This is a genomic window from Agrobacterium sp. A3-95, from assembly GCF_053521785.1.
Genome location: NZ_JBNWDR010000009.1, coordinates 181847 through 204205, shown reverse-complemented (window position 1 = coordinate 204205; position 22359 = coordinate 181847). Strand labels below are relative to the sequence as shown.

Annotated in this window: 23 protein-coding genes; 10 read left to right on the top strand and 13 right to left on the bottom strand. The window is 58.6% G+C overall.

Annotated elements, in window-relative coordinates:
- Positions 1–272: 272 nt before the first annotated feature.
- The 3 genes from rpsB to ACQZ5Y_RS22020 form a co-directional block, all read right to left on the bottom strand.
- A complete protein-coding gene (gene rpsB / locus ACQZ5Y_RS22030; RefSeq protein ID WP_003512836.1) occupies positions 273–1040 on the bottom strand; it encodes a 30S ribosomal protein S2 in 768 nt (255 codons plus the stop codon).
- 6 nt (positions 1041–1046) lie between these two features.
- Positions 1047–1172, bottom strand: a complete 126-nt coding sequence (locus ACQZ5Y_RS22025) for a hypothetical protein (protein WP_003512833.1) — start codon at positions 1170–1172, stop codon at positions 1047–1049.
- Positions 1173–1233: 61 nt separating this feature from the next.
- A complete protein-coding gene (locus ACQZ5Y_RS22020) occupies positions 1234–2076 on the bottom strand; it encodes a cell envelope integrity EipB family protein (RefSeq protein ID WP_019565533.1) in 843 nt (280 codons plus the stop codon).
- Between the two features lie 116 nt (positions 2077–2192).
- Here ACQZ5Y_RS22020 and ACQZ5Y_RS22015 point away from each other — a divergent pair, with 116 nt between their 5' ends.
- From ACQZ5Y_RS22015 to ACQZ5Y_RS22000, 4 genes are all read left to right on the top strand, one after another.
- On the top strand, positions 2193–2663 hold the full coding sequence (locus tag ACQZ5Y_RS22015) for a RidA family protein (protein ID WP_003512829.1): 471 nt from the start codon (positions 2193–2195) through the stop codon (positions 2661–2663).
- Positions 2660–3400, top strand: coding sequence for a glycerophosphodiester phosphodiesterase (locus tag ACQZ5Y_RS22010; protein WP_003512827.1), 741 nt, complete (start codon positions 2660–2662; stop codon positions 3398–3400). The genes ACQZ5Y_RS22015 and ACQZ5Y_RS22010 overlap by 4 nt, the downstream gene beginning before the upstream one ends.
- Positions 3397–4596 carry a GNAT family N-acetyltransferase gene (locus ACQZ5Y_RS22005; protein ID WP_174049417.1) on the top strand — a complete coding sequence of 400 codons (1200 nt, stop codon included), beginning with the start codon at positions 3397–3399 and terminating at the stop codon, positions 4594–4596. The genes ACQZ5Y_RS22010 and ACQZ5Y_RS22005 overlap by 4 nt, the downstream gene beginning before the upstream one ends.
- Before the next feature lie 126 nt (positions 4597–4722).
- Positions 4723–5154 (top strand): HIT family protein, encoded by a 432-nt coding sequence (locus tag ACQZ5Y_RS22000; RefSeq protein WP_174049416.1) that lies wholly within the window; start codon positions 4723–4725, stop codon positions 5152–5154.
- Positions 5155–5330: 176 nt separating this feature from the next.
- On the opposite strand, the gene ACQZ5Y_RS21995 is transcribed toward ACQZ5Y_RS22000, so the two are convergent.
- Positions 5331–6182: an urea carboxylase-associated family protein gene (locus tag ACQZ5Y_RS21995; protein WP_025593335.1), complete on the bottom strand. Its 852-nt coding sequence runs from the start codon at positions 6180–6182 to the stop codon at positions 5331–5333.
- Positions 6183–6292: 110 nt separating this feature from the next.
- Here ACQZ5Y_RS21995 and ACQZ5Y_RS21990 point away from each other — a divergent pair, with 110 nt between their 5' ends.
- Positions 6293–7183, top strand: coding sequence for a LysR family transcriptional regulator (locus ACQZ5Y_RS21990; RefSeq protein ID WP_174049415.1), 891 nt, complete (start codon positions 6293–6295; stop codon positions 7181–7183).
- On the opposite strand, the gene ACQZ5Y_RS21985 is transcribed toward ACQZ5Y_RS21990, so the two are convergent.
- The 7 genes from ACQZ5Y_RS21985 to ACQZ5Y_RS21955 all read right to left on the bottom strand — a co-directional run bounded on the left by ACQZ5Y_RS21985 (position 7162) and on the right by ACQZ5Y_RS21955 (position 15656).
- Entirely contained in the window at positions 7162–8112 is a 951-nt protein-coding gene (locus ACQZ5Y_RS21985) for a phosphatase PAP2 family protein (protein WP_174049414.1), read from the bottom strand. The two genes, ACQZ5Y_RS21990 and ACQZ5Y_RS21985, sit on opposite strands and share 22 nt — an antisense overlap.
- 70 nt (positions 8113–8182) lie before the next feature.
- Positions 8183–8527 (bottom strand): AzlD domain-containing protein, encoded by a 345-nt coding sequence (locus ACQZ5Y_RS21980; protein WP_174049413.1) that lies wholly within the window; start codon positions 8525–8527, stop codon positions 8183–8185.
- Positions 8524–9282, bottom strand: coding sequence for an AzlC family ABC transporter permease (locus ACQZ5Y_RS21975; RefSeq protein WP_013636011.1), 759 nt, complete (start codon positions 9280–9282; stop codon positions 8524–8526). The genes ACQZ5Y_RS21980 and ACQZ5Y_RS21975 overlap by 4 nt, the downstream gene beginning before the upstream one ends.
- A gap of 158 nt (positions 9283–9440) precedes the next feature.
- Complete coding sequence (gene clpA, locus ACQZ5Y_RS21970; protein WP_013636010.1) at positions 9441–11957, bottom strand: ATP-dependent Clp protease ATP-binding subunit ClpA; 2517 nt, start codon at positions 11955–11957, stop codon at positions 9441–9443.
- Positions 11958–11967: 10 nt separating this feature from the next.
- Entirely contained in the window at positions 11968–12321 is a 354-nt protein-coding gene (clpS, locus tag ACQZ5Y_RS21965) for an ATP-dependent Clp protease adapter ClpS (RefSeq protein ID WP_003512812.1), read from the bottom strand.
- Between the two features lie 293 nt (positions 12322–12614).
- The gene (gene cckA / locus ACQZ5Y_RS21960) at positions 12615–15203 is read right to left on the bottom strand and encodes a cell cycle histidine kinase CckA (protein ID WP_112674441.1); all 2589 of its coding nucleotides are present in this window, start codon (positions 15201–15203) and stop codon (positions 12615–12617) included.
- A gap of 165 nt (positions 15204–15368) precedes the next feature.
- Positions 15369–15656 carry a hypothetical protein gene (locus ACQZ5Y_RS21955; protein ID WP_019565520.1) on the bottom strand — a complete coding sequence of 96 codons (288 nt, stop codon included), beginning with the start codon at positions 15654–15656 and terminating at the stop codon, positions 15369–15371.
- A 232-nt stretch (positions 15657–15888) separates the two neighbouring features.
- Between ACQZ5Y_RS21955 and ACQZ5Y_RS21950 the strand changes: the two genes are divergently transcribed.
- On the top strand, positions 15889–17127 hold the full coding sequence (locus tag ACQZ5Y_RS21950) for a flagellar biosynthetic protein FliO (RefSeq protein WP_174049412.1): 1239 nt from the start codon (positions 15889–15891) through the stop codon (positions 17125–17127).
- 127 nt (positions 17128–17254) lie between these two features.
- On the opposite strand, the gene dksA is transcribed toward ACQZ5Y_RS21950, so the two are convergent.
- Positions 17255–17674 (bottom strand): RNA polymerase-binding protein DksA, encoded by a 420-nt coding sequence (gene dksA / locus ACQZ5Y_RS21945; RefSeq protein ID WP_003512796.1) that lies wholly within the window; start codon positions 17672–17674, stop codon positions 17255–17257.
- 301 nt (positions 17675–17975) lie between these two features.
- Here dksA and ACQZ5Y_RS21940 point away from each other — a divergent pair, with 301 nt between their 5' ends.
- From ACQZ5Y_RS21940 to ACQZ5Y_RS21925, 4 genes are all read left to right on the top strand, one after another.
- Entirely contained in the window at positions 17976–18452 is a 477-nt protein-coding gene (locus ACQZ5Y_RS21940) for a SixA phosphatase family protein (RefSeq protein WP_236742471.1), read from the top strand.
- A 131-nt stretch (positions 18453–18583) separates the two neighbouring features.
- Positions 18584–20062 (top strand): YcjX family GTP-binding protein, encoded by a 1479-nt coding sequence (locus ACQZ5Y_RS21935; RefSeq protein ID WP_019565517.1) that lies wholly within the window; start codon positions 18584–18586, stop codon positions 20060–20062.
- On the top strand, positions 20059–21138 hold the full coding sequence (locus ACQZ5Y_RS21930; RefSeq protein WP_174049411.1) for a TIGR01620 family protein: 1080 nt from the start codon (positions 20059–20061) through the stop codon (positions 21136–21138). Before ACQZ5Y_RS21935 ends, ACQZ5Y_RS21930 begins: the two co-directional genes overlap by 4 nt.
- A 129-nt stretch (positions 21139–21267) precedes the next feature.
- Positions 21268–21828, top strand: a complete 561-nt coding sequence (locus ACQZ5Y_RS21925; protein ID WP_003512790.1) for a hypothetical protein — start codon at positions 21268–21270, stop codon at positions 21826–21828.
- Positions 21829–21842: 14 nt separating this feature from the next.
- Here ACQZ5Y_RS21925 and folK read toward each other — a convergent pair whose 3' ends face one another.
- Positions 21843–22358 (bottom strand): 2-amino-4-hydroxy-6-hydroxymethyldihydropteridine diphosphokinase, encoded by a 516-nt coding sequence (gene folK, locus ACQZ5Y_RS21920; RefSeq protein ID WP_080798678.1) that lies wholly within the window; start codon positions 22356–22358, stop codon positions 21843–21845.
- Between the last annotated feature and the right edge of the window lies 1 nt (position 22359).

The following is a 22359-nucleotide window of genomic DNA, read 5'->3' as shown; positions in this document are numbered from 1 at the left end:
GAAACCGGGACGATTTCAGGAAAGGGTCATGCGCATTCCCAAGTGCTGCGGCGTCTCCATACATCGAAACGATGGGTGCCGCTCAAGTGTGACAGCGTTATGAAGGCTGCCACCGGATTTCATCCGCATCAAAACGCCAGAGACTTCACCGAAGCCCCGACGGAGCGGTTTGAAACGAACAAGGCCGTCAACCCATTTAAGGTCTTTGACGGCCTTGTCATATCCTGGTCGAGGAGACGGCGACAAGAAATCGCCGCCAGACAGGGCCTATATCAGGCGCCAGCCTCGTCTTCGAGCGCGGGCTCGATCGGAGCTTCTTCCGAAGCGCCGATGTCGCGGCCGGACGAACCCTGCTGACGCAGGATGCCGTCGATGGCGGCGCGGGCGATCAGGTCGCAATAGAGCGAGATGGCGCGCGATGCGTCGTCGTTACCCGGGATCGGGTAGTCGATGTGATCCGGATCGCAGTTGGAGTCGATGATCGCAACGACCGGAATGCCAAGACGCTTGGCTTCTTCGATCGCGATCTTTTCCTTGTTGGTGTCGATGATGAACATCAGGTCCGGAACGCCGCCCATATCGCGGATACCGCCGAGAGCCTTTTCAAGCTTTTCGCGTTCGCGCTCGAGGGTCAGACGCTCTTTCTTGGAATAGCCGGTGCCTTCCGAGTTCAGAATCTCGTCAACCTTGCGCAGACGCTGGATCGAGTTGGAGATCGTCTTCCAGTTGGTCATCATGCCGCCGAGCCAGCGGGAGTTGACGTAATACTGGGCCGAACGCTTTGCGCTGTCGGCGATGATTTCAGACGCCTGACGCTTGGTGCCGACGAACAGAACGCGGCCGCCACGAGCAACGGTGTCGGACACGACCTGAAGGGCGCGCGACAGCATCGGAACGGTCTGAGCCAGGTCGATGATGTGGATGTTGTTACGGTCGCCGAAGATGTACGGCTTCATCTTCGGGTTCCAGCGATGCGTCTGGTGACCAAAGTGAACACCAGCTTCCAGAAGCTGACGCATAGAAAAATCGGGCAATGCCATGCCTAGTTACTCCTTTTCCGGTTTAACCCCCGCGAAGCGAACAGCGCCGATTTTCATCGACACCACCGGGCGGAACGGACCGGATTTCTCCCGGAACATCCCAAGCTTCGCGTGTGGAATGGTGAGGCGCATACAGTCGCCTCAGATAAAAAGCAAGCATTTCTGCGAAAAAACCACGCAAACGGTCCGTCTTTTAGCGAACCGGCTTGTTTTCGCAGGTTTCCGGCTTGAGGATATCAAGCTTCGCGAGCTTGCCGGTCAGAACGAAATCGCCGTAATCCATCGTCAGATCGCGGGTGATTCCGTTATCGTAAAGCTTGAACGACATGCGGTAGATCGGCAGGGCGTCGGTGCCGGTCTTGTCGTTGTAATAAGCGATCGTCACCGGCCAGAACGCGGCTTTGCCGAATTCGCCCGCCTTGCCGGCCTCGGCATCGCCGTCCTTCGGCATCTGCGCCTTGCCGACCAGCGTCGAAGTGATCAGGCTTTCATCGCCGTCATCCGAGCCGTCGAAAATACGGGATTCGAAGATGCGCTTTCCCTGCTTGGCGTTTTCAATGACCTGAAACATGTGCTCGGTCGGAAATTCGCTGGCCACGAGATCGATCTGTCGGGGGTCCGGGCGGGTCAGATCAACCTTCACACCCTCTTTGTTGTCGATTGCAGCGCCCTGCACTTCCTTGTCCAGCTTGTCGTCGGTGTAGGACTTGGTCTCGAAGGTGAACTTCCTGGCCGCCAGGTCCTCGAAGGTCGTCGTCTGCTGGTCGGTCATGCGGACCGCGTCGCCGGTGTTGATCTGTGTCACGAAACGGAAATCCGTCTTGTAACCCTGACAGGCAGAGCCGGTGAATTCATAGACCATGCGGCCCGTCATGCCCTCGATACCGGAACGATCCGTCGCGTCCTTGAGTTCGAGATCGTAGACGGCGCGATGGGCGATGAGGTCCGGAACCGTGACGGGCAAGGCATTGGCACCGTTCGACAGGCCGGTCATGAGCCCTGTGGCGGCAACGAAACCAAGCGTCCTGACAAACATTCAATATCTCCTGTTGGACTCGCTGCTCATATTGTACAAGCAACCGCCCGGCTTTTGGATCAACATCTTCTGAATGCCGGATTCTTGAAGGATTTACAACAAAACCGGAGACGAAAATGTCTGATGTCATCGAAGGCCGCCTCAAGGAACTGGGCTTTACTCTTCCCGTAGCGGCAGCACCTGCCGCAAACTACGTTCCGTTCACCATCAGCGGCAATCTTCTTTATGTATCGGGTCAACTGCCGATGGAATCAGGCAAGATTGCGGTGACGGGCCTCGTTGGCCGCGATGTTGATGTTGCAACCGCCCAGCGCGCCGCCGAATTATGCGCCGTCAACATTCTCGCACAGGTCAAGGCTGCCTTGAACGGCGACCTCTCGAAAATCCGTCGTATCCTCAAGCTGAACGGCTTCGTTGCCTCGGTTCCGGAGTTCGTTGAACAGCACCTCGTCATTAACGGCGCCTCCAATCTGCTCGCCAACGTTCTGGGTGATGCCGGCAAGCATGCCCGCGCCGCCGTCGGCATGGCCTGCCTGCCCTTCAATGCCGCCGTCGAGATCGACGCGATCGTGGAAATCGACGTATGACCCTTAAACTTTCCTGGCTTACCGCCCAGCCCGTCGCCCATCGCGGTTATCACGACCTGAACAAGGTGGTCTGGGAAAACACGCTATCCGCATTTTCGCGCGCCATCGACGCTGGTTTTGCCATCGAATGCGACGTGCAGCTGGCCGCCGATAGCGTACCGGTGATTTTTCACGACGACGACATGGCCCGGCTGACGGGTATCAAGGGCGATGTGCGCGAACATACCGCCAGTGAATTGTCTCTGCTTTCGGTCGGTCAGACCAAGGACCGCATACCGACGCTGAAACAGCTTCTGGCGCTATGCGCCGGCAAGGTGCCGCTGGTGATCGAACTGAAAGGACGTCAGGGCGAAGGCGTCGATGACGGGTTTGCCGAAGCGGTGCTGGAAGATCTCGAGGGCTACAAGGGCCAGGTGGCTCTGATGAGCTTCGACCATCACCTCCTCAGAGACCTGAAGGCTGCAGGCTCGCCCTGGCCGCTCGGCCTTACCGCCGAAGGCGCCAAGCCGGAAGACTTCTTCAAACACGACGAGGCGATGCAGATCGGTGTTGATTTCATCTCCTATCATTGGGGTCATTTGCCCAACAGTTTCATCGAGGCGCAAAGAAAACTTGGGCTTCCCGTGATTACCTGGACTGTCAGGGATGAAAATGCGCGCGAGACTACCTATAAATATGCGGACCAGATGACATTCGAAGGTTTCGACCCGAGAGAGAACCCCTCCGCCACGGCATGACAGAAGACTATTCCATACGCGTTGCGCAATCCCTGAGGGATATCGATCCGGACAGCTGGAAACGGCTTTCCGGAACATCACGCAATGTGTCAGGAAAACCGTACAATCCTTTCATTTCCCACGCATTTCTATCCTCGATGGAAGATTCCGGATCGGCCACTGCCAAGACCGGATGGCTTGGGCACCATCTGCTTCTCGAAAACGGGTCGGGCGAACTCGTCGGAGCCGTTCCGGCCTATCTGAAGAACCACAGCAAGGGCGAATATGTCTTCGACCATGGCTGGGCGGATGCATTTGAGCGAGCCGGCGGCCATTATTATCCGAAGCTGCAATGTTCGGTGCCGTTTACGCCGGCGAGCGGGCCGCGGCTGCTGGTATCCGAAACCGAAGACGAGACGCGCTTCAAACCGCTTCTGGCATCCGGCCTTGTCCAGGTGACGGAAAAGATCGGCGTTTCTTCCGCGCATGTCACGTTTCTGGAAGACGCCGACCTATCCGCGCTTCTGCCCCGGGACTTCCTGCACAGGACCGATCAGCAGTTCCACTTCATCAATGACGGCTATCACGATCACAACGATTTTCTCGATGCCCTTTCATCGCGCAAGCGCAAGGGGCTGAAAAAGGAACGTCGGGCAGCGCTGGAAAATGGCATCGAGATCGACTGGTTGACCGGAAGCGACCTGACAGAGGAGATCTGGGACCAGTTCTTCGCCTTCTACATGGATACCGGCAGCCGCAAATGGGGACGGCCCTATCTGACGCGGGAATTCTATTCGCTGATCGGCGAGCGCATGCCTGACGACGTTCTGCTGGTCATGGCCAGACGCGAGGGACGCTATATCGCCGGTGCAATCAATTTCATTGGCTCGGATGCGCTTTACGGCCGACACTGGGGCTGTATCGAGGATCATCCCTTCCTGCATTTCGAGGTCTGTTACCATCAGGCGATCGATTTCGCGCTGTCGAAGGGTTTGAAGCGGGTGGAGGCGGGTGCGCAGGGTGAGCACAAGCTGGCGCGCGGTTACGTGCCGGTCACCACCCATTCAGCGCATTTCATCGTTCATCCGGGTCTGCGCCGCGCGATTGCCGATTATCTTCAGCGCGAGCGCGAAGAGGTCGAACATATTGGCGACTATCTGGAAGACCACACGCCCTTCCGCAAGGGTGAGCGACAGGAACACGAGCCGGATGCATAAAGCTGTCGCGATCTTTCAGATTCGCTGCCTACGCTTTATGCCTTTGTTTTGTCGCATGTCGTTATCGCAAAACCGCTACACGCTTTTAGGCGACATGCTTTAGTCCGTTACGAGGAGAGACCACCGATGACCGCCAGCGGCTATGATGACAACAATATCTTCGCGAAAATCCTGCGCGGCGAAATTCCGAGCCACAAGCTCTATGAAGACGAGCATACGCTGGCTTTCATGGATGTGATGCCGCAGGCACCCGGCCATCTTCTGGTCGTTCCGAAAACCGGCTCGCGCAATCTGCTCGATGCCGACCCGCAAGTGCTGGCAAAGACCATTGCCGTGGTGCAGAAACTGGCAGTCGCAGCAAAGGAAGCCTTCGACGCTGATGGCGTCTTTGTCGCCCAGTTCAACGAACCGGCGGCTGGCCAGACCGTGTTCCACCTGCATTTCCACGTCATTCCGCGCAAGGAAGGCGAGCCGCTGAAGCCGCATTCCGGGGCTATGGCCGATGGCGAAGTGCTGAAGGCCCATGCGGAAAAGATAAAGGCAGCGCTTGCCTCGTGATGTTTGCCAAGACGCCCACGCGTTTGGCAGAATGGCGGCATCCGCACACCGTCACCCCGGAGCTTATCCGGGGTGCGGCGCGATAAAGTCATTGATCGCGCAATATTCCTCTCGGCGCAGACGCGCCTTGGCTGATTGCCGGATCTAGTCCGGCATGACGACCGTGGTGTTTATTATCATTCCACGGGACGGTAGGCATTCCTCTCCGGCCAGGGCCAGCCTTCAAGCACCGCCATATCCGGCCGGAATATCTCCACCTTCAGGGGATAGCACGGGACCGCGTCGCTCGAATGGCTGGCGCCACAATCGCCGCCGGGGCAAGCGGAGAGCGCACCGATGAGATCAATTTCCGCGAAGAGTTCCAGATAGTCGCCCGGCCGCACCGGGCTTGCCTTCATGAAATACTGATGCGTATCGCGGGTGAAACCCGTGCACATAAAGACGTTCAGAACATCGTGTACATGCGGTTCCGCCTCGCCGAATGACAGGCCTTTGGCCGCGGCGAGGGCATTGGTGAGGTTCGAATGGCAGCAATGGTGATAGTCGCCGCCGCTCAACAGTTTGTTGGTATAGGGATCGCACCGGGTACCGATCACATCATGCACGCCACCGCCATCTTCATCCCAGCCATACCATGACAAAGTATCATGGGTGATGGTCGCCATCGGCCGCAGGGACGGCAGATTGCTCCACAGGCGGTTGCCTACAGAAACATGGGTCGCATGCAGGGCGCGGGTTTTGCCGCTGAAAAAGCGCTCCGTCAGATCATGGGCATTCCATAGGTTCAAATCCCCCACCTGTGGGCCTTCGGTGCTGACGATGCGGAAAAAGTGTCCCTTCGGAACATTGAAAGTGCCGCCCTCGCGCGGTGGCACGATGACTTCGTCTATCTTCACCATGGCTTTTTTAGCCTGTTCAAGACGCGCCAGGTCCGGTGTCTGAAGTGTGCCGTTCGGATAAACGACGACGGGACGGACGGCGCGGCGCGCGGCGGCATCAATGGGTTCGGCGGCGGACACGGGGGTCATGAAATCCTCGGATGGATGAAAATGTGACGCGAAATTGCGGCATGAATGGCGTGATGACAAGACGGGTTTTTCTTGCGCTCAGACCAAGTCTGACTTAGCCTCGCAGCATCATGAAACTGCCACCGCTCGCCACCCTCCGCGCGTTTGAAGCTGCGGCCAGAAGGACAAGTTTTTCCCTGGCCGCGCAGGAACTCGGCATGACGGCGACGGCCGTAAGCCAGCATGTGCGCAATCTGGAAACATGGCTCGGCGCGCCGCTTTTCGAGCGCCATGCAAGAGGCGTGAGACTGACGCCGGCGGGTCAGGAATTCGGCATGACGGTTTCGGCCGGCTTGGGGCAGATCGCTTCCGGTGCGGAACGGATCAGCCGGGGCCGCGACCGCATCACCGTTCGTCTGGCCAGCCTGCCTTCGGTGGTGGCGCATTTCCTGACACCCCGCCTGCCCCGTTTCCGCGCGCTCTATCCAGACATACAGGTGTCAATCAGCTATTCCGGCAGGAATGAGACCACGCAGCCCGATCTCAGCATCACCCACGGCCCACGCCCTGCGCAAAAAGCCGTGGCGCTTTTCAGTGCCGAGACGCGCCCGACATGCGCACCCGCTTACGCCACGAAGTCCGGTCCCTTCGACGATGTATCGAGCCTGCGGCGGGCTGAATTGCTGCATGACGCCACCGAGACGGCATGGCGGGACTGGCTGGCGACTGCTGGCCTATCCCTGTTCCAGGGCACTGGCCCAATCTTTGCGGACTTCAATCTGCTCGTGACCGCTCTCAAGGCGGGACACGGCATCGGCCTTTGCCCGACAGCGCTTCTTCGCGACGAAATCGCCGACGGTCAATTGACCGTGCTTTTCGATCGGGCGGCCGATGCGGACAAATATTACTGGTTGATCGAAGCAGAAGAGATGACCGCATCGGCCCGGCTCCTGTCGGACTGGCTTGTCGATGAGGCGCGCGAGAGCGGAAACCGGGGCGATTACTCCGCCGCGATGACTTGAGTCGAAACGGCTGCCGCATCGTTGGCCCGTTCTCTCACCGACAGCCAATTGAGCAGGCAAGTCGAGACAGCACAGACCATTGCAAAGGCGATGAGACCACCGAAAATATCAGAAAGATGATGACCGCCCTGAACGAGAACGGCGGGCAACATCAAGATATTGATCGGCAAGATCACCGCCATCACCAACCAGTGACGTGGAACGAACCAGACGGACATCGCCGCCATGAAGGTGTGGAACGATGGGAAACTGATTAAACCTAAAACGTTTCGCGGAGATATATACGCTACTCCCTCCTGACCCAGCCTTATGGTCTCACGACCGTACGCAGGATCAAGTGCGATGGGAATGGTTTCCAAAACCCATTGTGGGAGTTCGTTATAGGCTGCGGCTCCATAGGTTGGAAAAAAAATCCAGAAGATGATGCTCGTAAAGGCCCCAAGCACCCCTGTTACCAGAAACTGGTGCAGCATCCGGTCCTTGCCGGTAAAGCCGAGAATTATGATTATTGCCAAAAGCTGTGGCAACGACGTCGCGTAGACCAAAAACAGGATTTTCCCGATCCATGGGTATGTTGCAGCCCATATGACAATGCCTGTCCAGCTATAACCGAAGGCCGCGTCCACGCGGAAAAGCAAGTGATCGATTGCCGCGAAAGAGACGGGCAGAAACATGTAATTAAAGACGGACGCGACAAGCGTAAACAGAATGAACAGTCCACCAGAAATCAGAGCGGCGGCTATGCGCAGATCGCGGCCGCTTGTGCGATAGAACTGACCGAGGATAAAAATGCCGACACCCGCGAGTCCGCATAAAAAATATCCGGCGTAATCGACATGAATACCTTTGGCAAAGATCAATACTGCATCGGCTAAGAACAAGATGGCGATAAAGACAAGTACAAAACGTTCTGCCGCAAATAGTCGCATTGAATTGACGCCCCGGTTCAAGCCAGCAGTAAACTAGAGTAGAGCGCTTAATATTCGGATAAGACGAGTACTAAAAGCCAAGCACAAATAACCCGGCTGCCAAAAGTGCGATGGGCACGGCTACGCCGACAATGACGCGTTGGCCGGCGGCCAGGAACGCTATGAAACCGAGTGCTGCCGCGCCGATGCGTAGCCATAGCGGTGAAGCTTCAAGCGTTCCGGTTGGAAAGACGATCAGCTTGGCGGTGACGGCCATCACGAGCGCGGTGGCGACTGCCCTCACCCAGTATAGCGCCTCGGAATCATCCTTCAGCCGGTTGCCGGCGAGCACGCCGAGCCAGCGCCAGAGATCGGTCGCCAGCCAGCCGGCAATGGCGATGAAGAGGTAGGGCGCCCACCACTGTTCGGTCATCATGGTTCGCTCTCCGGTGAGACGGGAATGATCTTTCGACGAAAGACGAAACGGTCGATCAGATAAGCCACCGTGCCGCCACCTATCCCGGCATAGAGAATGTCGAATTCCGGCGCGATTACCGCAAAGACCGGCCCCGCGATCACACCGATAATGAAGGCGACCTTGACGACAGAATGGCGGGCGGTCGCCCAGATCGACGCTATGAAATAGACAGGCGTCAGAAAAAACAGCACGCCTGCGACAAGCGGTGGAAAAGCCGCGACGACGCCGTAACAAAGGCCGACAATGATAGCGTTGACGACGGTAAGGGTAATGCCGAAACCGGCAAACCACGCAGCCCGTGCTTCGCGCGGTATTTTGGAAAGGTTTTGCGTGGCGAAGACCCAGGCGGTGATCGCCACGAAGTGGGAGAGGAACAACAAAATCCATGTCGGCGTTTTTGCGCCACGCATCTCCGGAACGATGGAGGCAACCATGGGCATCATTCGCACCGATGACAGCGTCACCGCCAGAAAACACGCGGCAAGATTGGCGCCGCCGACCATCGAGCCGATCAGGATCATCTTGGCCGGCAAAGCCCAGATAACCAGCGTCATAAACACCGCTTCCCCACGTTGAACGCCCGATTCCAGCGCGAAGGCGCTGAAACCGACGAAGGATGTCATGAGAATGAGCGAGGGCAGCGAGAATATGCCCCGCATTCCCCTGAAAAACCAGCCGCGCAGGGGGATGGTATCGCTGTCTGCTGATTGCATTGCTGGTCCACTAATGCATGTCGTCCGAAAGTGCGCAGCGGTTTCGGAATGATGAGAAAAATAAAGCGCGTTTCACGAATCCGGTAAAATGCGACGCGCTTCAGGCATGAAAATGCCGGGCTTTCGCCCGGCACCGTTTGTCGGTCGGAAGACCGTTATCATTTCTTCTTCGGCACCTTCGGCACCGTATTCGCCTTGCGGCGCGGCTTGCTCTCCTCGTCGGGCTTGCTCGCCTCGGCAACCAGAACATCCGCTTCCTCATTGGCAATCGCTGCCTTCGAGGCGGGCTTCGCCTTGGCCTTAGACGCCTTGCCCGGAGACTTGGCAGCATTGAGCTCTGCTTCCGGCTTCGGCTTTACCGGCGCTGTTTCCGGCAGAACCTCGAGCTTGAGGCCGTCGGAACCATCGTCCTTCTTGCCGACGGTGACGCTGACGACACCGCCCTTCTTGAGCTTGCCAAAGAGGATTTCGTTGGCGAGCGGCTTCTTGATGTGTTCCTGGATCACACGCGACAGCGGGCGAGCGCCCATCTTCTCGTCGTAACCCTTTTCCGCCAGCCAGGAGATCGCGTCTTCGTGCAGATCGAAGGTGACATTCCGCTCGGAGAGCTGGGTCTCGAGCTGCATGACGAACTTCTGTACCACCTTGTGGATAACGGCAGTCGGCAGCGGCGAGAACGGAATGATCGCATCCAGACGGTTGCGGAATTCCGGTGTGAACAGGCGGTTGATCGCCTCTTCATCCTCACCCGTGCGTCGCGAAGAACCGAAACCGATGGCCGATTTTGCCATTTCGGAAGCACCCGCATTGGTCGTCATGATGAGGATGACGTTGCGGAAGTCGATCTTCTTGCCGTTATGGTCGGTCAGCGAGCCATGGTCCATTACCTGCAACAGGATGTTGTAGATGTCCGGATGGGCCTTCTCGATCTCGTCCAGCAACACCACGGAATGCGGATGCTGATCGACGCCATCGGTCAAGAGACCGCCCTGGTCGAAGCCGACATAACCGGGAGGCGCACCGAGCAGACGCGAGACAGTATGGCGCTCCATATATTCCGACATGTCGAACCGCAGCATCTCGACACCAAGCGAGGCGGCGAGCTGCTTGGCCACTTCGGTCTTGCCCACGCCGGTCGGGCCGGAGAAGACATATGAGCCGATCGGCTTGTTCGGTTCGCGCAGACCGGCGCGTGCCAGCTTGATGGCGGTGGCCAGCGCCTCGATGGCGATGTCCTGACCATAAACGACCGAGCGCAGTTCCTTTTCGAGGTTGGCGAGAACCATCTCGTCATCCTTGGAAACGGTCTTCGGCGGAATGCGGGCCATCGTCGCGATGGTTGCTTCGATTTCGCGTTCCGTGATCAGCTTGCGGCGCTTGGACGCCGGCAGCAACATCTGCGCCGCACCGGTCTCGTCGATTACGTCGATCGCCTTGTCCGGCAGCTTGCGGTCGGAAATGTAGCGGGCCGACAATTCGACCGCAGCCTTGATCGCTTCGTTGGAATATCTGAGGTGATGATAATCCTCGAAGTAGGGCTTCAGGCCTTTCATGATCGCGATAGCATCGTCGATCGACGGCTCGTTGACGTCGATCTTCTGGAAGCGACGCACCAGCGCCCGGTCCTTCTCGAAGAACTGGCGATATTCCTTGTAGGTGGTCGAACCGATGCAGCGGATCGCGCCTGACGAGAGCGCCGGCTTCAATAGGTTCGATGCATCCATTGCGCCGCCAGACGTCGCACCCGCACCGATGACGGTGTGGATTTCGTCGATAAACAGGACTGCGCCGGGATATTCCTCGAGCTCCTTGACGACCTGCTTCAGGCGTTCCTCGAAATCACCACGATAGCGGGTTCCGGCCAGAAGCGTGCCCATGTCGAGCGAGAAGATCGTGTCATTGGCCAGCGCTTCAGGCACCTTGCCCTCAACAATACGCTTGGCCAAACCTTCGGCGATCGCCGTCTTGCCCACGCCCGGATCGCCCACATACAGCGGGTTGTTCTTGGAGCGGCGGCAGAGGATCTGGATGGTGCGGTTGACTTCCTCATGACGGCCGATCAACGGGTCGATCTTGCCGTTTTTCGCCTTTTCATTGAGGTTGACGCAATAGGCCTTCAGCGCATCCTGCTGTTTCTTGGCGGATGAGCCTTCTTCCTCGGGATTGCTGCGTGCAGCCTTGGGGTCGGCCTCCGGCTCGTCTGCGCCACGCGGAGCGCGGGTCTGCGACGTGCCCGGACGCTTGCCGATGCCGTGGGAGATATAATTGACCGCATCGTAACGGGTCATTTCCTGCTCCTGCAGGAAATAGGCAGCGTGGCTTTCGCGCTCGGCGAAAATGGCCACAAGCACGTTCGCTCCGGTCACTTCCTCGCGACCGGACGACTGAACATGAATGACAGCCCGCTGGATAACCCGCTGGAAGCCGGATGTGGGCTTGGAATCCTCGTCATAACCGGTCACGAGGTTGGTCAGTTCGTTGTCGACGTAATCGCTGACAGTCTTGCGCAGCGCATCGAGATCGACATTACAGGCGCCCATCACGGCAGCGGCATCCGCGTCGTCGATCAGCGCCAGAAGGAGATGTTCCAGCGTCGCATATTCGTGGTGACGCTCATTTGCAAAGGTCAGTGCCTGGTGCAGCGCCTTCTCGAGACTTGGGGAAAAAGTTGGCACGTTGCGATCCTCATTTCTTTTCCATGACGCATTGCAGCGGATGCTGGTGCTGTCGGGCGAAATCCATGACCTGGCTTACTTTCGTCTCTGCGACCTCATATGTAAACACCCCACATTCTCCTACGCCGTGCTGGTGCACGTGCAGCATGATGCGGGTCGCCGCTTCGCGATCCTTCTGGAAAAAACGCTCCAGAATATGAATGACGAACTCCATTGGAGTGTAATCGTCATTCAGTAAAAGAACACGGTACAAATTCGGTCTTTTCGTCTTTGGCTTGACGCGGGTTATAACGGACGTTCCGCGGTTCGTACCGCCGTCTTCCCCGTCGCCCTCGCCCTGCATGTAGATCGGCTCAGCGATCATCTTTCATCATTCTCCAAACCGTTCTCAAACCGGCAGTCATCACCAGGAGGGAGAACTTCGCCTCTACATATCTAGGTCGTTAAGATCGGATTTTAAGCCCCCTGTGAAACGGTGCAATCACTATTGCGTTTGCGAAGAGCCAAACCTCGGGAAAAACAGGGGTCTTGCGATAGCACTGCTGGAAAGCGCGGTGCTATCCGCCTTTCCTGACGTGGTTTCACCCTTGACGCAAAGCGCCTGCAAGGGAATCGCGAGCAACAGCGGACCTAATCTCACGCCCGCGCCATCCGCCGTCATTCCTTGTTGTCGAGCATTTCGCGAACGGCGATCGCCAGCTGTTTCAGCGAGAAGGGTTTTGGCAGGAAGCCGAACTTGGCATCCGCCGGAAGGTTTTTCGCAAACGCGTCCTCGGCATAACCAGAAACGAAGATGAATTTCAGGTCGGGATAGGATTTGCGCAATTCCCTCAGGAGTGAAGGTCCGTCCATCTCCGGCATGACGACGTCCGACACGACGATATCGACCTTGCCTTCCAGCTCTTCCATCACTTCCAGCGCCTCGACACCCGAACCCGCCTCATGAACGGTGTAACCACGGGTTTCCAGCATGCGTTTGCCGCCGCGCCGCACTGCTTCCTCGTCCTCCACCAGAAGCACGACGGCGGAGTTGCCGGTGAGATCCAGCGGCTCTTCCTTCACCGGTTCGGGCAGAGCCACAGGGGCGAGTGCCGCTTCACCGGGCTGCTGGCCCGGAACGTGCACCACTTCCACCACGTGGCGCGGCAAATAGATGCGGAACGCAGTGCCTTTGCCCACTTCCGATTCGGGATAGATGTAACCGCCGGACTGCTTGACGATGCCATAGACCATCGACAGGCCGAGACCGGTGCCCTTGCCGACATCCTTGGTGGTGAAGAACGGCTCGAAGATTTTGTCCATGATCTCCGGCGGAATGCCGGTTCCGTTATCGGCGACTTCCACCATGACCATGTCTTCCGCCGGGACTTCCGGCCGACCGAGCGCTGCGGCTTCATCCGCATCCACATTGCGGGTGCGGATGGTGATCTTGCCGCCATCGGGCATGGCATCGCGCGCGTTGACGCAAAGATTGATCAGCACCTGCTCAAATTGCGACAGGTCGGTCTTCACCGGCCAGAGATCGCGGCCGTAATCCACTTCCAACTTGACATTGGTGCCGGAAATCAACCGGTCCACCAGCATGCGCAGGTCGCCGATAACGTCGGTCAGGTTGAGGATCGCCGGGCGCATCGTCTGTTTGCGCGAGAAAGCGAGAAGCTGTCGCACCAGCACCGCCGCGCGGTTGGCGTTGCGCTTGATCTCCATCAGGTCGGCGAAGCTCGGGTCTGCGGGCCGGGCCTGCAACAGCAGATGGTCTGATGACAACAGGATGGCAGTCAGCACATTGTTGAAATCGTGGGCGATGCCGCCTGCCAGCGTGCCGACGGCGTTCATCTTCTGCGTCTGCGCCATCTGGGTTTCGAGCGCCTTCTGCTCCGTCACCTCGATCGCATAAACGATTGCCACCTCTTCGGGCGCCTCGTCGTCCTGATCGATGACGGCATTGACGTAGAAACGGAAATGGCGGCCCTCGTCGCTCGGATGGCGGGAATCGAACGGGGCGATATCGCCCTGCCGGTCCTTCGCCTCGGCCAGCGCCTGCTCAAGCCTGGGTTTCTCATTGTCGTGGATGATGGCTTCGAGGGCAACACCGCGATCAATATCGTCACGCCCGACGACGCCGGAGAATAGCTTGAGGAATGGTGCGTTGATACGAAGAATGCGGCCTTCGCCGTCGAGCGAGGCAATCGCCATCGGCGTATTGTTGAAGAAACGCGTGAAGCGCATGGCGGACGAGGATTCCGTATCCTCCTGCCCTTTCGGACGCATCAGAACAATCGTCCGGCTTTCGCCGGGCGCGCCGTCCTTCGAGGTAACCTGATGAACGAGGCGGGCCGGCATGCTCTGGCCGTTTACCCGGCGCATGTCGAGATCGAGAATCTCGGTGCGCTTGGCTGAACCCTGCGGATGGACGGATTCGATCAGCGCCATACCCTCGCCGGCGACGATGTCCGACACCGTCATCGAACCGGGCGAAAATTGCGCGAGATCGATGCCGAGCCATTCGGACAGGGTGGCGTTCAGATAAACGATCTCACCCTTACGACCCGCGGAAAAGAAACCGGCCGGCGCGTGGTCGAGATAATCGATGGCGTTCTGCAATTCGCGGAAGAAGCGTTCCTGATCTTCCCGCTCAGGCGTGATGTCAGCGATCTGGAAGACGTGCAGCGCCTCTCCGCCCGCATCTTTCAGCACCCGACCTTTCAGTCGGTACCAGTGCGGCCCGCCGGAAGTGGCCTCCCCGAGCGGCTTGAGCAGACGGAACTCCTCGTAACCGTCACGCCCCTCCCGCAAAATATTGATGAGGCGATAGAGCGCCTCGGTCGATTCCCGGCTGCGCGAGAGCAGCGTCTCCAAGCTCTGGATATCGCTCGCCTTCGTGGTGCCGCTCATCCGGCAATAGGTGGCGTTGGCGTAGACCATATGCCCCTTGGCATCGGTGATCAGCGTGCCGTCCGGGTGCGCCGACAGGAAACGGCGGGCCAGCCCGTCCGATTGCGACTGCGGCATGACCTCGATGAAACCGATGATCGACGACACCAGAAAAAAGATACCCATCATCGCCAGCACGCCGAGAATGCCGAGCACGATTTCGTTTTCCAGCGAATCCTTGAAATAGACGAAAGCAGCGGCGGCAGCGATGAGCACCAGCGCCAGCAGGAGAATCCGCAGAACCGTGCCGGAACGGGCACGCCTGTCCACCAGCGGAAGGTCGTTGTCGCTTGTCTCGCGCACCCGTGTCATCTTGGCCTCGCAGTCCTGCAGGTCGTCATTCGGTCAGCCCTATTTCCTCAACGGAATCGGGCAGTAGAATTTCTTGTAGCAACTCGCTTGACCGTCAAAAAGCTCCGCTGCACCACAAAGGCTTAAAATCGCACAGAGAAACGGCCCTAAAGAGGCGCAAATGCCTCAGAAGCCTATTTTGCGGCTGCAGGTCAGCGCTTTAACCTGGCATTGAATGCGCGGCGCGGAGCAGACGATATTGCCATCCGCTACCGTGCAAACCGAGCATCCATCCGTGAAATCGATACAGGATGGATTGTCTCGTACGAACTCAATCATGTTCGCAGGATTTTCGGACGCCTTGTCATCCGCCGTCGCGGCCTGAGCGGGAAAAACAAATCCCGGCAATCCAAATAAAACAACAAAAATGAAAACTCTTACCGGAAACCCGTCAACGAGCAATTTCGCAAGCATTTACAATCGCTCCTTCGAAGAGAGAATTGCAACCTTCATTGCTCCCCGGCATTGAAGGGAAAGATATGGCGCTTTGGAGGCGCACGGCCGGCTGACGAGACGATCGTATGAAGCGATCCTGGGGACGAAATGAATAAACCTTGTATCACGCTTAAAAAAATCGTCTTTTCCTGCTTGACGTTCACATTATAAGAACCACGGCAATATTAATTGCACGAAAAAATCTGAAGGGATGATCTCCATGATGGAAGATTTTATCGGCACCTATGGAAACAATCTCATCGTCGCCGTCGTCGGTGTCGGTCTAGCCCTGCTTGTTCTGGCAATTGTTCTCTGGATACTGCGCAGGCGCGGCGGGGCGGCCCCGTTTATCCGTGGCGGTCGCAACCGGCAGCCGCGCTTGCAGGTTCTCGATGCGACGGCGGTGGACGCCCGGCGCCGTCTGGTGCTGGTGCGCCGCGACAATGTCGAGCATCTTGTCATGATTGGCGGTCCAACCGATATCGTCATCGAGAGTGGTATCGGCGCGATCCCAATCGTCAGGGAAGTGCGCGAACCGCAGGAAGCGGAACTCAAGGCGCTGCCGCGTCAGGACAGCGAACCTAAAAGGGCTGAACCGCCGATCCCTCGCGAAAGCCGCCCAGCTTTGCCACAGCAGCCAATCGCAGCGGCATCTCCAGCCTCCTTGCCGGAAGAACCCGTAAAGCAGCCGCAGCGGCCGGACCCCCCCGCCCCGGCTGCTCGTCCAGCACCCACCCCTGCACCGGCCGCATCTCTGCCACCACGTCCGTCTACGCCGCCGCAACCGGTATCCACGCCCATGACGGCACGCGAGCCCGTTGCACCGATAAGAACAGCCGCCCCGGAAAGGGATATTACCCGTCCTGCGCCACCACCGGCATCGGTCATTGCGGCACCGGCCGCCGCTGTTCTACCTCTCGCTGCCGCATCACTCGACATGCCCGCCGAGCGACCGGAACAGCGCCGCCCTGATCCCTTCGTGCCGGCTCCTCTACCCTCGGCGCCGCCCGCACCGCCTGTCCAGGCAACGGTTCCTGAAGAACGGCCGACGGTCGTTGCCCCGCCGGTTTTTGCCGCGCGCGAACCGGTCATCGACCAAACGAATGCCGCAGATTTTCTGGATGCCGCGCGCGAGCGCGTTCTACCCGGCCTGAAACCGGGGCAAGATGCGCCTGCGCCCTTTGCGCCGAAGCCCGAAAATCCGCCCGTCGTCTCCGCTAACGCCGAGCCGAAATTTTCCGATGACCTTGCCAGCGATTTCGAGAGCTTTCTTGAGGCGGAGATCGCCAAGAGCAAGGATGCCGATAGCGAACAGGCAGTCGCCGCTGCTCCGGAAAAGCCAAAAACCGAACCCGTCTCGCCGCCTGTTACCGGTGCAACGCCGGATGGCGACATGCAGAAGGAAATGGCGCGTATTTTCGGCGAACTTTCCGTTACCCGCGACCGCTGACAGGTTCACATCTGTCGGCAGACAGAGATTAAAAACAAAAAAAGGGCGCGGAAACAAATCCGTGCCCTTTGTCATTTTGGTTCTGTTCGCTGGCCGGCTCGCCGAAGCGCCCGGAACAACGCTGGCTTTATTCGTCGCGGTAGACTTTTTCACGACGCTCGTGACGTTCCTGCGCCTCGATGGACAGGGTCGCTATCGGTCGTGCGTCGAGGCGCTTGAGGCCAATAGGCTCACCCGTTTCTTCACAGTAACCGTAAGTGCCGTCATCAATCCGCTGAAGGGCAGAGTCGATCTTGGAGATCAACTTGCGCTGGCGGTCACGGGCGCGAAGTTCGATCGCCCGGTCAGTTTCCGAAGATGCCCGATCGGCTAGGTCGGGATGGTTGGCGCTTTCTTCGGCGAGATGTCCGAGGGTCTCGCGCGCTTCTCTCAGGATGTCGTTTCTCCAGGCCACCAGCTTCGCGCGGAAGTAGGCACGCTGGTTTGCATTCATGAACTCGTCGTCTTCCGAGAGCACATATTTGCTAAGATCGATCTTCTCACTCAACGCGATTCTCCTCGAAGAACATCTCAATGCGGCGGTGTATACTCCAATGATATAGGCTGATTCAAGTCTACAGATCAGTTTTCAGGCATTTTTAAAACTGACACAAAAATCATCTAAATGACTAATTTTTATCCTTTATTCGTATTCAAGCGATCTCTTCTTAAATCACTTAAACGCGACTTACCAACAGGAAAGAGGACTTGCGGTCATGCAACCCTATCCTGTAGCATTCCTCCATTGCCTCCCAATCGAACGTCGGTCCCCGCCCTTGACAGCATCTTCTCCGAGCCGAGTGTATCTTTTGCGCCACGCCAAGGCCGCCTGGGCGGCACCGGGAGAACGCGATTTCGACCGGGGATTGAACGAGGCCGGTTTTGCCGAGGCGGAGATCATCGCCGACCTTGCCGCAGACCGGCGCTACCGCCCGGACGTGCTCTTGTCTTCCACGGCCACGCGCTGCCGGCAGACCACGCAGGCCTGGCAGCGGGCCTTCAACGAGGGCATCGACATCGTCTATATCGACGAAATGTACAATGCGCGCAGCGAAACCTATCTTTCTCTCATCGCCGCGCAAACGGACGCACAGTCCGTGATGCTGGTCGGGCACAACCCCACAATGGAGGCGACGCTGGAGGCGATGATTGGCGAGGACCTGCTGCATGCCGCCCTGCCCTCCGGTTTTCCGACATCGGGTCTTGCGGTTCTCGATCACGACGACAGTGCCGGGAATGGTAAAAATCGCTGGCGACTGGTCGATTTTCTGTCGCCCGGAAAATAGCAGCAGCAGCGTGCGACCAATGCGTTGCCGAAGCCGGACCCGTTGAAAATCCATTGGCGCGCTTCTTTTTTGGGCAACCGCCCCTTCCTATATTGCAGCTGTGACCGTGAAAAATAGCTGGGAAACTGCCATTGCCGCCTTCTCTTACGTCCCTGACAGACAGTGCGCTCATTGCATTCGACAATCTGGCCGACCGTGCGAGCACCCTTACAAATCCGACATTGCGGCTTGGCGTCACTGGTCTTTCGCGGGCGGGCAAGACGGTTTTCATCTCCTCGCTCGTCCACAATCTTCTGAATGGCGGTCGTCTGCCGCTGTTTGAGGCCATGCGTTCCGGGCGCGTCTCGAATGTGCGTCTGGAGCCGCAACCGGACGATGCCATTCCCCGGTTTCAGTATGAGGACCATATTCAGGCTCTGGTACGCGACAGGCTCTGGCCGGATTCGACACGGGCAATCTCTGAATTGCGGATCACGCTCGACTACCAGAGCGCCAGCGGTTGGGGCCGTTGGTTTTCCGCGGGCAAGCTGTCCATCGATATCGTCGATTATCCCGGCGAATGGCTGCTCGACCTGCCGCTGCTTTCGCAGGACTACAAGAGCTTCAGCGACAGCACCGTCGCGCTGGCGCAAAATGGCATCCGCGCCGAACTCGCGCAGGAATGGTTGGCAATAGCCTCCTCGCTCGACATCAATGCGCCCGCCGACGAGATGACGGCGCGACGCCTCGCGGAAAGCTTCGCCGCCTATCTGAAAGCCTGCAAATCCGACGAGCGGTCGCTCTCGACCTTGCCGCCGGGCCGTCTGCTGATGCCGGGGGATCTCGAAGGATCACCGGCGCTGACCTTTGCGCCCCTGCCGGGCCTGACAGACGACAAGGCACCTAAGGGGTCGCTGCGCGCCATGATGGAGCGGCGCTACGACGCCTACAAGGCAATCGTGGTGAAACCCTTCTTCCGCGAACATTTCGCCCGCCTCGACCGGCAGATCGTGCTGATCGACACTCTTCAGGCGGTCAATCGCGGCCCGGAGGCGGTGCAGGATCTGGAACGTGCGCTGGGCGATGTTCTCGCCTGTTTCCGCCCTGGCACCAACAGTCTTTTGTCATCACTGCTGGGCCGGCGCATCGACAAAGTGTTGATTGCCGCGACCAAGGCCGACCACCTGCATCATGAAAGCCACGACCGGCTGGAACGGCTAACCCGCCGTCTGGTGGACCGCGCCATCACCACCATCGGCATGAATGGTGCCGGTATCGAGGTCATGGCACTGGCTTCCGTGCGCGCTACGCGGGAAGCAAGCGTGAGACAGGACGGTCACGAGCTTCCGGTCATCGTCGGCACGCCGATGGCGGGTGAAACCATCAACGGCGAGATATTTGACGGCAACCGTAAAACGGCGATCTTTCCCGGCGACCTGCCCGAAGACCCGGAGCCGCTTTTCCGCAGCATCGACAGGGATGGCGACAAAGCGACGTTGCCGGACGTCAATGTCGTGCGTTTCCGCCCGCCCAATATCGATGAACCGGGCAGCGGCGGCATCCGGCTTTCCGTTCCCCACATAAGGCTCGACCGCGCCATGCAGTTCCTGTTTGGAGACAAGCTCGCATGAAGGCTCCCACACCAAACGATCCGCAGACACGCCGCCCGGCGGCTTTCACGCTCGAAACCGAAGAAACGGCAGGCCCAACCGTCGCGCAAAAACGCGCACCGCGCAGCTTCGACACCGAGATTTCCCTGACGCCCGATGAGGATGATCCATTTTTAGCACCTGAAGAGACGGATGCCGCCGCATTGCCGGTGGCCGTGCCGAAGAAAAGCCGCTTCTCCTTCGGCAAGCTCGCGCTTGGTGCACTCGGCGTGCTGTTCTCGCTCGCCTTCGGGCTCTGGGCGGATCAGCTTATCCGCAATCTCTTTTCCCGCTCCGACTGGCTGGGTTACACGGCGAGCGTTGCGCTCCTTGTTGCGCTTTTTGCCGTCCTCGTTCTGGTCGGACGAGAAGTGTTCGGCATCATGCGGCTCAACGCCGTCCAATCGCTGAAAGCCGATGCGGAGACGGCCAGCCTCGACAAGAGCCCGAAACCCGCCCGCGCCATCGTTACCCGCCTCAATGCAGTTCTCTCCCACCGCGCCGAAACGGCCAAGGGGCGCGCCGCACTCAAGGACACCGAAAACGACGTGATCGACGGGCCGCATCTGATCGAGCTTGCCGAACGCGAATTGCTTGTGCCGCTCGACCGGCAGGCCCGCGCGCTGATCCTCAACTCCTCCAAACGCGTCTCCGTCGTTACCGCCGTCAGCCCACGCGCCGTGGTCGATCTCGCTTATGTGCTGTTCGAGGTGACAAGGCTGGTGCGCGCCATGGCGGAACTTTACGGCGGCCGGCCGGGCACGCTCGGCATGCTCAGGCTTTTGCGTGACGTCGTCGCCCATCTCGCGGTCACAGGTTCGATCGCCGTCGGTGATGGGCTTGCCCAGCAGGTTCTCGGTCACGGGCTTGCCTCAAAACTCTCCGCACGCCTGGGTGAAGGTGTCATCAACGGTCTGATGACGGCGCGAATCGGCATTGCGGCGATGGATCTGTGCCGCCCGCTACCCTTCAAGGCGGTAAAGCGACCCGGCATAGGTGATTTCATGTCTGACCTCACGCCCGATCTCGGTGGCGGAAAAACCGGTCAAAAAGCCTGATCAGCCGGACTTGTACGGCTCAAAAGGTTACGGACGAAGCTGTAAATAAAGCCGAAATAAACCAAGCATTAACCATTCCGCCGGTAGATTGCCGCTTATCGAACAGGCTTCTTCGCCGGGGAAAGTATCATGTATTCGCGCTTCTTTTCGCTTGTGGGCGGACTTGCCGCCATATTGTCCGTCAGCGGCAGCTTCGGCCTGTCTGACGTCCATGCCGCATCGCGCGATCGCGACGACGTGTTTTTCCGTTCCGTTGCCGGAAGCTGGAAAGGTCCGGGCGAAATCGTCGCCGGCAAGTACAAGGGTACCAAGTTCACCTGCGACCTGACGGGCGAGCCACTCGACGACAAGCAGACGGGCATCAAGCTCGCCGGCACCTGCCGCGTCGGCGTCTTCAGCCAGCCCATGTCCGCGGTCATCAGCCAGAAGGGCGGCTCTTACGAGGGCAAGTTCCTCGACGGCGCCGAAGGCAAGGGACTGGACATCATTTCCGGGCAGGTCAGCGGTGACAAGGTCGTTGTAGGCATCAATCGCGCCAAGCTCAACGGTGCCATGGTCGCCCGCGTCTCGAACGACAATTCGATGAACATCACCATTTCCGTCAAGGTCGCCGACCAGATGATCCCGGTTATCGGCGTCACACTCGCGCGCGACATCGACCAGATCGCCGTCGGTTCGATCAAGCCGTAAAACCCGCGACCTTTTCAGCCATCGCCAAGCGGGAGTGTCCACCACTCCCGTTTTTCGTTTGCGCTGATGATGCCGGTTTTATCCGCCTGCCGAAGCCATTCCCGCACGGGCTTGCCCCGGACTTCGAGATCGGGTGCGATATCGGCTAGCGGCATCAGCACGAAAGCACGCTCCGTCATGCGCGGATGCGGCACTTCAATGCTTTCCGTAACGACAACATCATTACCATAGGTCAGCACGTCGATATCGATGGTGCGTGGCCCCCAGCGCTCCGTTCTGACCCGTTTCATGCCCTTTTCGATATCGAGGCACAATTGCAGCAGCGCGGGTGCTGAAAGCGAGGTTTCGACCAGCGCACAGCAATTGAAAAAATCCGCCTGGTCCGTCTTACCCCAGGGCGGCGTGCGATAAAGCCCGGAGACAGACAGCACCCGGCAATCGCCGTGCGCATCCAGTTCGCGCAAGGCTCTGGCCATTGCAGCGGCAGGGTCACCGATATTCCCGCCAAGGCCTAGTGCGGCAACTGTCATC

Coding starts and splice junctions, on each gene's coding strand:
- rpsB (WP_003512836.1), bottom strand. CDS start 1,040: ATGGCATTGCCCGATTTTTCTATGCGTCAGCTTCTGGAAGCTGGTGTT.
- ACQZ5Y_RS22025 (WP_003512833.1), bottom strand. CDS start 1,172: ATGCGCCTCACCATTCCACACGCGAAGCTTGGGATGTTCCGGGAGAAA.
- ACQZ5Y_RS22020 (WP_019565533.1), bottom strand. CDS start 2,076: ATGTTTGTCAGGACGCTTGGTTTCGTTGCCGCCACAGGGCTCATGACC.
- ACQZ5Y_RS22015 (WP_003512829.1), top strand. CDS start 2,193: ATGTCTGATGTCATCGAAGGCCGCCTCAAGGAACTGGGCTTTACTCTT.
- ACQZ5Y_RS22010 (WP_003512827.1), top strand. CDS start 2,660: ATGACCCTTAAACTTTCCTGGCTTACCGCCCAGCCCGTCGCCCATCGC.
- ACQZ5Y_RS22005 (WP_174049417.1), top strand. CDS start 3,397: ATGACAGAAGACTATTCCATACGCGTTGCGCAATCCCTGAGGGATATC.
- ACQZ5Y_RS22000 (WP_174049416.1), top strand. CDS start 4,723: ATGACCGCCAGCGGCTATGATGACAACAATATCTTCGCGAAAATCCTG.
- ACQZ5Y_RS21995 (WP_025593335.1), bottom strand. CDS start 6,182: ATGACCCCCGTGTCCGCCGCCGAACCCATTGATGCCGCCGCGCGCCGC.
- ACQZ5Y_RS21990 (WP_174049415.1), top strand. CDS start 6,293: ATGAAACTGCCACCGCTCGCCACCCTCCGCGCGTTTGAAGCTGCGGCC.
- ACQZ5Y_RS21985 (WP_174049414.1), bottom strand. CDS start 8,112: ATGCGACTATTTGCGGCAGAACGTTTTGTACTTGTCTTTATCGCCATC.
- ACQZ5Y_RS21980 (WP_174049413.1), bottom strand. CDS start 8,527: ATGATGACCGAACAGTGGTGGGCGCCCTACCTCTTCATCGCCATTGCC.
- ACQZ5Y_RS21975 (WP_013636011.1), bottom strand. CDS start 9,282: ATGCAATCAGCAGACAGCGATACCATCCCCCTGCGCGGCTGGTTTTTC.
- clpS (WP_003512812.1), bottom strand. CDS start 12,321: ATGATCGCTGAGCCGATCTACATGCAGGGCGAGGGCGACGGGGAAGAC.
- cckA (WP_112674441.1), bottom strand. CDS start 15,203: ATGACACGGGTGCGCGAGACAAGCGACAACGACCTTCCGCTGGTGGAC.
- ACQZ5Y_RS21955 (WP_019565520.1), bottom strand. CDS start 15,656: ATGCTTGCGAAATTGCTCGTTGACGGGTTTCCGGTAAGAGTTTTCATT.
- ACQZ5Y_RS21950 (WP_174049412.1), top strand. CDS start 15,889: ATGATCTCCATGATGGAAGATTTTATCGGCACCTATGGAAACAATCTC.
- ACQZ5Y_RS21930 (WP_174049411.1), top strand. CDS start 20,059: ATGAAGGCTCCCACACCAAACGATCCGCAGACACGCCGCCCGGCGGCT.
- ACQZ5Y_RS21925 (WP_003512790.1), top strand. CDS start 21,268: ATGTATTCGCGCTTCTTTTCGCTTGTGGGCGGACTTGCCGCCATATTG.
- folK (WP_080798678.1), bottom strand. CDS start 22,358: ATGACAGTTGCCGCACTAGGCCTTGGCGGGAATATCGGTGACCCTGCC.